This is a genomic window from Arthrobacter sp. P1_B9 (assembly GCF_056406495.1).
The window spans coordinates 45,662-55,545 of sequence record NZ_JBFUAA010000022.1; the positions used below are offsets into that span (position 1 = coordinate 45,662).

General features: G+C 63.9%; 10 protein-coding genes. 2 read left to right on the forward strand and 8 right to left on the reverse strand.

What is annotated here, in order from left to right; genetic code table 11:
• Positions 1 to 56: 56 nt before the first annotated feature.
• The 7 genes from AC1D1A_RS20575 to AC1D1A_RS20605 all read right to left on the reverse strand — a co-directional run bounded on the left by AC1D1A_RS20575 (position 57) and on the right by AC1D1A_RS20605 (position 6,609).
• Positions 57 to 1,052 (reverse strand): ABC transporter substrate-binding protein, encoded by a 996-nt coding sequence (locus AC1D1A_RS20575; protein ID WP_476886902.1) that lies wholly within the window; start codon positions 1,050 to 1,052, stop codon positions 57 to 59.
• Positions 1,053 to 1,176: 124 nt separating this feature from the next.
• Positions 1,177 to 2,820: a bifunctional 3-(3-hydroxy-phenyl)propionate/3-hydroxycinnamic acid hydroxylase gene (locus AC1D1A_RS20580; protein ID WP_476948589.1), complete on the reverse strand. Its 1,644-nt coding sequence runs from the start codon at positions 2,818 to 2,820 to the stop codon at positions 1,177 to 1,179.
• A complete protein-coding gene (locus AC1D1A_RS20585) occupies positions 2,817 to 3,569 on the reverse strand; it encodes an HpcH/HpaI aldolase family protein (protein ID WP_476948590.1) in 753 nt (250 codons plus the stop codon). The genes AC1D1A_RS20580 and AC1D1A_RS20585 overlap by 4 nt, the downstream gene beginning before the upstream one ends.
• A complete protein-coding gene (locus AC1D1A_RS20590; protein ID WP_476948591.1) occupies positions 3,566 to 4,018 on the reverse strand; it encodes a nuclear transport factor 2 family protein in 453 nt (150 codons plus the stop codon). The genes AC1D1A_RS20585 and AC1D1A_RS20590 overlap by 4 nt, the downstream gene beginning before the upstream one ends.
• Entirely contained in the window at positions 4,011 to 4,805 is a 795-nt protein-coding gene (locus AC1D1A_RS20595; RefSeq protein ID WP_476948592.1) for a 2-keto-4-pentenoate hydratase, read from the reverse strand. Before AC1D1A_RS20595 ends, AC1D1A_RS20590 begins: the two co-directional genes overlap by 8 nt.
• 5 nt (positions 4,806 to 4,810) lie before the next feature.
• Positions 4,811 to 5,671 carry an alpha/beta fold hydrolase gene (locus AC1D1A_RS20600; RefSeq protein ID WP_476948593.1) on the reverse strand — a complete coding sequence of 287 codons (861 nt, stop codon included), beginning with the start codon at positions 5,669 to 5,671 and terminating at the stop codon, positions 4,811 to 4,813.
• The gene (locus AC1D1A_RS20605; RefSeq protein ID WP_476948594.1) at positions 5,668 to 6,609 is read right to left on the reverse strand and encodes a 3-carboxyethylcatechol 2,3-dioxygenase; all 942 of its coding nucleotides are present in this window, start codon (positions 6,607 to 6,609) and stop codon (positions 5,668 to 5,670) included. The genes AC1D1A_RS20600 and AC1D1A_RS20605 overlap by 4 nt, the downstream gene beginning before the upstream one ends.
• A 464-nt stretch (positions 6,610 to 7,073) precedes the next feature.
• Between AC1D1A_RS20605 and AC1D1A_RS20610 the strand changes: the two genes are divergently transcribed.
• Positions 7,074 to 7,709, forward strand: coding sequence for a trimeric intracellular cation channel family protein (locus AC1D1A_RS20610; protein ID WP_476948595.1), 636 nt, complete (start codon positions 7,074 to 7,076; stop codon positions 7,707 to 7,709).
• Between the two features lie 68 nt (positions 7,710 to 7,777).
• Positions 7,778 to 9,064, forward strand: coding sequence for an amidohydrolase (locus AC1D1A_RS20615; RefSeq protein ID WP_476948596.1), 1,287 nt, complete (start codon positions 7,778 to 7,780; stop codon positions 9,062 to 9,064).
• A 358-nt stretch (positions 9,065 to 9,422) separates the two neighbouring features.
• Here AC1D1A_RS20615 and AC1D1A_RS20620 read toward each other — a convergent pair.
• Positions 9,423 to 9,884, reverse strand: a 462-nt coding sequence (locus AC1D1A_RS20620; protein WP_476948597.1) for a nucleoside/nucleotide kinase family protein, incomplete at its 5' end; no start/stop codon positions are given.

The window sequence follows — 9,884 nt, forward strand, 5'->3', positions numbered from 1 at the left end:
CTCAGTTGTTGCGATCAATGGGCGGTCGGGGCCGACGAACGGCCCCGACAACGGGGTTACGGCTTCCAGATCACCTTGTCAACGTCTGGCTTGGTGCTCACGATGCCGTACTTGACAAGCAAATCCGCGAACAACTGGATGGTCTCGTTCGAGACATCCGCGTTGTACAGGGAGAGCTGTGCTTTCGCTGCGGCGGCCGGATCGGTGCCGAGCGCAGCAGGCATTGCCGCGCGGATCAGGTCATTGTTCGCAGTCAGGAACGGCAGAGCTTCCTTCATGGCTGCATGGAACCGCTTGACCAGGTCAGTGTTGCCGTCCACGACCTTTCCACTGGAGATCGTTACGAGTTCATTCTCGCCCAGGCCTGTGTCATGGATGAAGTCGCTGACCACCCGGCCGCCCTTGGCCACTACCTGCTGCATGAAGGGCGAACCCGCCATCCCTGCATCAATCTGGCCGGCTTCGATCTGGGCTGCAACCTCGGGGAATGACAACTGGACGAACGTCACCTTCTTCGGGTCCCCACCATCCTTGGCGACGGCTTCACGGATGCCGATTTCTCCAATGCTGCCCAGTGCGTTGACCGAGACCTTCTTGCCTTCGAGATCACGGGCGCTCTTGATACCCGAGGAGGCGCCAACAACCACGGCGGTTGAGTCTTCCACGATCTTGGGATCGTTCTGGGTAACACCGTCAACGATGCGGACATCGAGGCCCTGCGTGGTTGCCGTCAGTGCTGTGACCGGGCTGGCCAGCATGAAGTCGAGCTCCCCGGTCGCGAGTGCGGGCAACTGTGCCGCGCTGCTGCCCGCGCCCACGACCAATTTGAGGTCGATGCCCTGCTTTTTGAAGTAGCCCTTGTCGATGGCAACCTGGAGCGCTGCAACGGTGTTGGACGGAAACATTCCGTAGTTGACTTTGGTGAGCCCGGCGGAGCCACTCGCGGCCGCCGTGGAGGCGCTGCCGTCCACAGACCCGGCCGCACAGCCGCTGAGTGTCAGGGCAAGTGCCATGGCGCCAACGGCCGCGGCGCGGCTTGTCTTGATGTTCATAAAATTCGCTCTCCCTTGAGTGAATGCTGCGCGGGCCTTCCCGCCTACCGCCTGGACTGACGAGTTGCAGCAACAGTATTTCTTGATTAAATTTTTGTCAACGAATTATGCATTCTTCTGCCTATTATGCGTTTTGAAAGGCCAATGCGACGTCGGCCACGCTGAATACTTTCTTGAGAACGTCGTTCAGTTCCTGGGCGATGCACTCGGCGGCCACCACGTGATCGGGCCRCACAACGATCGCCGAGAAGGGCCTCTCGTCGAACCAGGCCTTCAACACGCCGCTTTCGTCGCCAACCACGCGAACCCCCGGCGCTGCCGCAGCCTTCGCCCACGTCAGCTGCGTGGCCGGCACGGCGTGCACAAGGGTTCCGCCGAGACCTGCCAGTGTCTGCGCCTCAGCCTCGCTGACGAACGCCCGTGGATCGTTGTTCCATACGATGACCCGCCATCCCTGGCCGGTGGCGTCGTCCAGCAGGACCGAACGGCCTTCCTCGTTCCGGACCGTGGGCTGCGGGAACAACGTGCCCACTGCGCGCGGGGCATCCCCCCGATCAGGCAACGCCTTCCACGTGGGGAGCTCGGACGGAACCACAACGCCGTGCTCGTACTTGGGCATCGGTTTGTAGCCCTGGCTGTTGAGCCGGGCACGGGCCTTCGGCATCTTGTCTACTACGGCCGCTGCCATGTCGCGGACCGCCGTGCGCAGTCTGTTGTGGTCGGTGACGAGGTTCGCCATATTCAACGACAACGCCACCATGGCCTTGACGTGTTCACGCCGTTCACCTTCATAGGAATCGAGCAGCTTGTCGCTGGCCTTCCCTTGAACCACTGCAGCGAGTTTCCACCCAAGGTTCAGCGCGTCCCGGATGCCGGAGTTCCAGCCTTGGCCAGCAACCACCGGCATGACGTGGGCAGCATCGCCGGCCAGCAGGAATCGTCCTACGCGGAACTTCTCGGCTACACGGGCGTGGTGGGCGTAAACCCGACGGCGGATGATGTTCAGGMCAGCGGGATCGGGCACATGGGGGGCAAGGAGGTCGAAGACGAACGCATCGTCTTCGGCAAGCTCTTCAGATTCACCCTCGAACAGCGTGAATTCCCAGCGGCGGATTCCGTGCGGCAGGCCAAGTGTCGCGTACCCACGCTTTGGATCCCCGCCAAAGACCGCATGCGGGGTGCCGATGGGGTCGTTGGCGACGTCGATGACCAGTCCGCGGGTCGACCGCGTTTCTCCTTCGAATGCCAGCCCAAGGTGCTGCCGGGTCAAGGACCTGCCGCCGTCGCAGCCGACGACGTACCTGCCGGTGACCTGTTCCTCGCCCGACGCGGTACTGACGGTGGCCGTCACGCCGTCGGAATCTGAGGCAAAGGCGCTCACTTGGCTGCCGAAGCGCACCTCGACGTGCGGGTACCGGGCGAGACCTTCCAGGAGCGCTTTGTCGACAAGGGGCTGGATGAAGCCGTTTCTGCGGGGCCAGCCAAACTCGCGGGTGGTGGGATTGATCTCCGCAAGGATTTTGCGGTCGCCGTTGACGATCCGGATCTTCTGATCCGGGACGGTGTGCGGAAGCACCTTCTCCACCAGTCCGATGGTCTGCATGGTCCGCAGCGCCTCGTCATCGATGCCCACTGCACGGGGGTAGTCGATGAGTTCGTCACGGCCTTCCAGGACCACCGTGCTCACGCCGAACTGTCCAAGGAGGTTGGCGAGGGTCAATCCGACCGGGCCCGCTCCGATGATAATAACGTCCTTGCGGTCGCTCATTTTGTACCCCTCAGGGTCTTGATGGAGTCCTGAGCCGCGCGGCTCAGGAAGATAAGGTCTATGCCGAGGCCGACGTAGTCGACGAGCTCCCGGTCAAAGAGGTCAGCGGCGTAGGCGCTCGATCCTGAGTAGATGCCCAGCGTGACACCGTGCGCCCTGGTCAACGTGGACAGGTGCACGATGGCGTCGCGCACGGGACCGTCCTCCCAGTCCCCCCTCCCCGGGAGTCCGTAGGAGACTGCCAGATCCGCGGGACCGATGTAGATCGAGTCGAGCCCGGGGGTGGTGAGTATACTTTCTGCGTGTTCGACGCCGGCAACCGTTTCGATCTGGGCGATCGTGGACACGGCAAGGTTTCCCGCCTCGGTGTAGGGCTGGCCCGGGTACAGGGTGGGGCGGCTGGGGCCGAGGCTCCGGTTCCCCACCCCGGGATACTTGGTCGCTTCCACGAGCATGCCCGCTTGTTCCCCGGACTCGATGGTCGGTGCGATGATCCCGCGTGCACCGCTGTCGAGCAGCCGCAGGATGGGGGCCGGATCCAGACCTCCCACCCGGGCATAGCTGTACGCCGAATCCCGGGGCGCAGCGCGCAACATTGTGCACGCCGCTTCCAGCCCGACCTCGCCGTGCTGGAGGTCCACGACGACGCCGTCGTAGCCTGCAGCCAGAGCCCACTCCGTCACCGACAGGGACGCGAGCGCCTGGTGCAAAAGCGCCGGCGGTTGCCCGCCGCGGCTGTCCCACTTCATTCGGCTGTGCTTTCTGCGAGCCGCTTCGCATGGGCGGCGGCGTTCAGCCCGCCGAAGATGGGCGCGATCTCGCGCCGTGCGATCTTCCAGTCGCCGTCAACTTGCCGGTAGACCTCGCGGAATTCGCCTACGCTGGCGGGCATCAACGGGTTCTCCGAGGAATCCCGGAACGTCATGTACTGCGTCCAGCCGTGGAGTTCTTCACCCACCCATGCCAGCCGAATGCCACCAATGATGTGTCGTCCAACGACGCCGGTAATCTTCGCGCGGCGTTGGCCCCAGGCTTTGATGGCGTCCCGGCCATCCATGTTCCCGAGCGGTCCGGTGGTGACTGCGTCCTCCGTGTACAGCTCCCACGCGGTGTCAGCCTTGCCGTGGTCCAGCCGCCATAGCAGTTCCGAGATGAGCTGCTCGATGGCCACACGCGTTTCCATGGTGATCTCACGCATCGACGGCCTCCGTCAGAAGGGCGACGACGCTTCCCAGGCCGTGTGAATATTTGGCGGTGTACGTCACGTTGGGATCCCAGTCAACGATCAGCCCAATGGACCCGGAAAGCAGGATCTCGCCCGCCCGGAGGGGCTTGCCGATCCCCAGGGAAGTTTCGGCCAGCCACTGGATCGCGTAGATGGGGTCGCCCATGACGTTCGCGCCGATGCCGCGCGTCAGTTCTTCTTCTCCCCGGTACAGGACCATTTCGACCTGCTTGAGGTCGATTTCGCCATAGGGGATGCGAACCGGTCCGGTGACAATACCCTCGCAGGCTGCGTTGTCGGCGATCGTGTCCACGATGCCCATCTTGTAGCTGAAGTAGCGGTTATCCACCAGCTCCATTGCCGGCGTGACGTAATCGATGGCGGCTTCGACTGAGGCCAAGTCCGAGTCCAGGATGTCGGACTTCAGGACGAAGGCAATTTCCGCTTCGATCTTCGGATGGAAGTACTCCGATGCCGGCCGCTCAATCGGCGACTCAAACGTCATGTTGTCGAGGATGATCCCGTAGTCGGGCTCGTCCACCCCGGCGCGCTGCTGAACGATCGGGTTGGTCAGGCCCACCTTGCGGCCGACGCGATAGCGGCCTTCTGCGGCTTCCCGCCGCTGCGTCACAAGCTCGGAAATGCGGTAGGCCGCATCCTTGTCGTTGTCCGGCAGTCGATGGCGCACAAACTCGATAGGGGTGCGCAGTGTGCGCGCGTTGTAGAGATCTCCAGCGATCTCCGTGATGATGTCCGACATCTGTGTCAGGCCTTTCTGCGGAGGAAGTCGAGTGTCTTGTCGTTGAAGCTGGTGGGGTCCTCCCACTGCGGCCAGTGGGCGGCGTTGCGAATCAGCACGAATTCACCGTCCGGTATTGCTGCCGCCAGAGACTCGCCCGTCGCTACGCCACCAGTTGGCTCGTGGTCGGTCCACACGAGCAATGCCGGCACGGGGATGGCCGCATAATGTTCATCGGTGACCTGGTTTCGCGCCCGGATATCAGGCACCTGGAGCGCCATGATGTGCTCCATTGACTTGATGAAGCCGGGGCGCCCATAAATGGCCCGACGGACCTCGACGAGCTCGTCGGTGATCTGTTCAGGATCGTGAATGACCACTTGCAGTCGGGCCTTGACGTTCCCGTACGTCGGCTCCTCGACAGCCCTCCGGCTCACCGGACTCACCCGGGCCATCGAGCTGTTGCTGATCATTCGACCGCCGGGTGCACTGAGGACAACGCTTCGCAGTCTCTCAGGGTGGTGCGCAGCGAACTTGATCGCTATCCAGCCGCCCAGGGACTCCCCGATGAGGTGCACCCGATCCAGTCCGAGTACGTCGAGGAGTTCGAGCAAGTGTGCCTCATAGTCCGGGATTTCCAGATCGGCGTCGGCGAGCGTCGAATAGCCGTGCCCCGGATAGTCGTATCCGATGACCCGGTACGTCTGGGCCAGTACCCGTATGTTGTGGGTCCACGCTTCGATGTGGCCGCTCGTGCCGTTGAGGAGCACCAGTGTCTGCTCCCCCGCGCCGACGGACAGGACGCGGGTGTTCCACTCCCCCACCTGCACGAATTCAAGGGTGTGGGGCAGATCCGCGATCTGCTCCCACATTGTCTTCTGGCTCATACTGCGTTGGGGATGGCCGCTGTGATGCCGAACCCGGCGCCCCAGGTCCGGACGGGCCAGTACCGGTCGACCACCATGTTGTAGTCGCCCGCGGTGGACAGGGCGCTGAAGGCTGCAATCCAGGACCGCATCTCGTGGGCGGCACTGCCACCTTCGGCGATGAACTCGTCGTTATCCCAGTTGTCGACGTCGGTCAGGGAGCCCGAACGGAACACGTCGAGCAGCTTCTGGTCCCATTCAGTGTTAAGCGGTGCACTCGAGGCGCGGCCATCTGCAATGGCCTGGATGCCCTCAATGATCTTGCCCTCGCGGGCAGCCCGGTCCGCCCTCGACGGCGAATAGGAAACGAGGCGCTGCTGAATCGGCTCAGGCGAACCGTCATACACCGGGATCGGGGGGTTATGCGACAAGCCGCCCGAGGCCACCAGGAGAACGCGCTTGTCCAGCTGCTGGGCCGCCCGGCCGATCGCCTCGCCCATCATCCGAATACGGGACATGGGAGTGAGGGGCTTACCAAGCGCGTTGACGAAAACAGGCACGAACGGACGGGTGAACCCCGCGCCGAAGAGGAATTCCAGCGGCTGCATCACGCCGTGATCGACCTCCAACCGTTCCGAACGGGCGATATCGATCCCCTGCGCGATGGTCAGCGCATGCAACTCACGTGCCACTTCGGAGTCAACGGGCAGGTGGCCCTCGAATGTCCCGTAGTCGCCGACGCCGACAGCCTGCGCGCCGATGGCGAACGGCGGCATCATCGAGTAAAGGACGCCGTTGAAGTGATCCGGACCGAAGGTCACGGTGACATCGGGAGCGAAATCCTCTACGAACGACCGAACCTCGCCCAGGGCATCGTTGATTTCCGCGAAGATCGTCCCGCCCGGATCAACGTTTCCAAATGACGGCGCGTGTGACAACGCGGCTAGCGCAAGCGACATTGCTTTCCCTCTCAGTGACTACGGCCACACTTGACCGTTTCCCTAGAGTGTAGATTCTAGATTCGACATTCGCAAGAGCTCGCTGGCGTTCTAGTACATCCCGGCCATAAAGCCCTCGCGTCCGGAGAGATCATCGAGGCCGACGAGGTCGTCGAGGCGGCGACTTGCCCAATTACGAGTGGCTGGACTCTGAGCTGCTCGACCTCACCGACGGTGTGCTTTGCGGCAACTCGCTGCGAGCAGCAGGCTCCGACAACTGCGAGTTCCCGCCTTCGGCCGATAGCGATGTTATGGAAAGGTGGCGCCAATTTGGTCTGTCCTCGGGCATGCGAAATCCAACGGCTTTAGGTCAGCTTCGGGAGCGAGGAGACTGATGGCCAAAGACGCAGCCGTCGCTCAGAGCGCCGAGGAAAGCGCCCCCTAAGAAAGCGCCGGTGGCTGCGGGCACACGAGAGGCGGCGGATGTGACCTGGTCGTTGGTTTTAGATCTTTTAGGAACGTTCTTCTTCGCCGTGTCGGGCTGCCTGCTCGCCGCGCGGCGGGCCTTTGACATAGTGGGCTCGCTTTTGCTGGGGTCGCTGACCGGGCTCGGGGGCGGCGTGGTGCGGGACCTGATCATCGGCGTTACCCCGACGCCTTTCACCCAGCCGGTGTATCTGGTCCCGCCGGTGGCCGCTGCACTTCTGGTCTACTTTTTCGCACGCCGTGTCCAGCGGTTCCCGCGGACACTGCTGGTCTTTGACGCCGGCGGCCTGGCACTGTTCTGTACTACCGGAGCAGTCTCGGCCCTGGACGCGGGCATGAACCCCGTTTCCGCCGCCCTGCTTGGCGTCACCACAGGGGTCGGCGGGGGGTTGCTGCGTGACGTCGTCGCCAACCGGGACCCGCAGCTCTTCAACCCCCGGGACATCTACGCCGTCCCGGCCCTACTGGGAGCGGCCCTGATCACAGCCCTGTGGCAGCTGAGCCTGTTCAACGCCGTGACGGAACTCTGCGTCGCGGCCGCGGTCTTCACCCTGCGGGTGCTCTCCCTGCACTTCCGGTGGCGGGTTCCACACGCTGCCCGGTCCCGGCACGACGCGCGACCGGGCAAGACCTAGCAGGTCGGACCGGCCCGGCGTAGGTTGGGGGCAGGGCAGGACGCTCGAGCCGGACGAAAGGAGACCTCGTGGCCGCGACCGAACAGATATTGCAACACTACGAGTCAATCCGCCCGGAACAGGAGGACTTCTACAAGGACCTCCACCAAAACCCTGAGCTCTCACACCAGGAACGCCGCACCGCCGCCAATGTGGCGCGCAGCATGAGTTCCTACGGCTTCCAAACGGAGACCGGGATCGGGGGAACAGGTGTCATTGCGGTGCTGCAAAACGGCAACGGGCCAACGGTTTTACTCCGGGCCGACATGGACGCGCTGCCCCTGCAGGAACGGACCGGCGCGGACCACGCAAGCACGATCACAGCCCAAGACCAGGGCGGGGACCGTGTGCCCGTCATGCACGCCTGCGGACACGACATCCACGTCGCATGCCTGCTGGGCGCCTCCAGACTGCTCGCCGAGCACCAGGACCAGTGGCGAGGCACACTCGTGGCCCTGTTCCAGCCCGCCGAGGAAACCGGCGACGGAGCCCGCGGCATGCTCGACGACGCTCTCCTTGATCGCATCCCCCCGCCCGACGTCGCACTCGCCCAGCACGTGCTGCCCGGAGTCTCGGGCCACGTCGCCACCCGGTCCGGCCCGGTCTTATCCAGCGCCGACAGCATCCGCATCACAGTCCACGGCCGCGGCGGCCACGGCTCAATGCCGCAGAACACCATTGATCCTGTCGTGCTAGCCGCCATGATCGTCCTTCGCCTGCAGGCAATCATTTCCCGCGAAACCCCACCCACCGAACCTGCCGTCCTCACCGTCGGGAGCCTTCACGCCGGAACCAAGAGCAACATCATCCCCGACCAGGCGGTCATGGAACTGAACCTGCGCACCTACACCGACGCCACCCGGCAGCGGATTCTCGACTCTGTCCGACGTGCCGTCCAAGCCGAGTGCGCCGCGAGCGGCTCCCCCAAAGAACCGGACTTCGAAACCTTCGACAGTTTTCCGCTCACGGTCAACGACGAGGCAACAACCGCACGCGTGGCCGGGGCCTTCAGCACCTACTTCGGCGACCGGGCCGGCAGCCTCGAGCTCCAGACCGCCAGCGAGGACTTCAGCGATATTCCCCGGACCGGCAACATCCCCTACACCTACTGGGGCATCGGCGGAACGGACCCGCAGACCTACAGGGCTGCCGTACGGGACGGCCGGGTGCTGGAGGACGTTCCGGCCAACCACTCGCCGATGTTCCTGCCCGTCCTCCAGCCGACCCTGCAGACCGGAACCGAAGCCCTCGTCACCGCAGCCCTGGCCTGGCTCGGCCTGGATAATTTGCCACCGGCCAACGCGGCGGCCTCCTAAGCAAGAGAGGACGGGACGGCCGGGTCCGAGGCAGATGTTGCGTGTGCAGTTAGCCGTCCCATCCCCCGTCGGTTTTGACAGCAAGACCCAAAACACCAGCACCAACCCCGTGCCCAGAACTGAGGCTTGCCGGCATTTCGCAAGACGGGAGGAATGTGTTCCCAACACCGGAAGTCTGTCACTGCCGCAGTCCGTGAGTCTGCCTACGCCGCAGATAGCAGCGATTATGGCGAGCTGATGCTAAGAAGGGGCTACGAAGGCACGTCAGGTGAGCAACGATTAGCCTCTTCGGGCACTTGTGTCCCAGGCAGGGAATAATGCCGGGGCGCCGTGAAGCCGCGGCCCGGTTTCCGGCCGCTTATTCGTGGCCGGGCGCCGGGACGGTCGCGGGTGTGTGTTCGATGACGAGTGTGCTCCGGAGGCTTCCTGGTGCTACCAGGCGGGCATTGCGTTCGTCATTGCCGGTTGCACGCCATTCGGCGATGGCGGGGTCCTTGTCGAACCTCAGGTGCCGGGCGGTGAGCCGGCGCAGGCGTTCGCCCTGTTCGAGTTCGACGAACCAGGTTTCATCCAGGAGGGATGCGACCTCGTTCCATGGGGCCTCGTCCAAGAGCAGGTAGTTGCCCTCGGTGATGATCAGGCGTGTTTCCGGCCGGACGGCGATGGCCCCGGCGATCGCGTCGTTGACTTCGCGGCGGAAGACCGGTGCGAAGATCTCCCGCGAGGTCTCTGAGCGCAGCCGGCGGAGCAACGCGACGTACCCGGCACCGTCGAAGGTCTCCGGAGCGCCCTTGCGGTGCTCCAGCCCGCGGGCCACGAG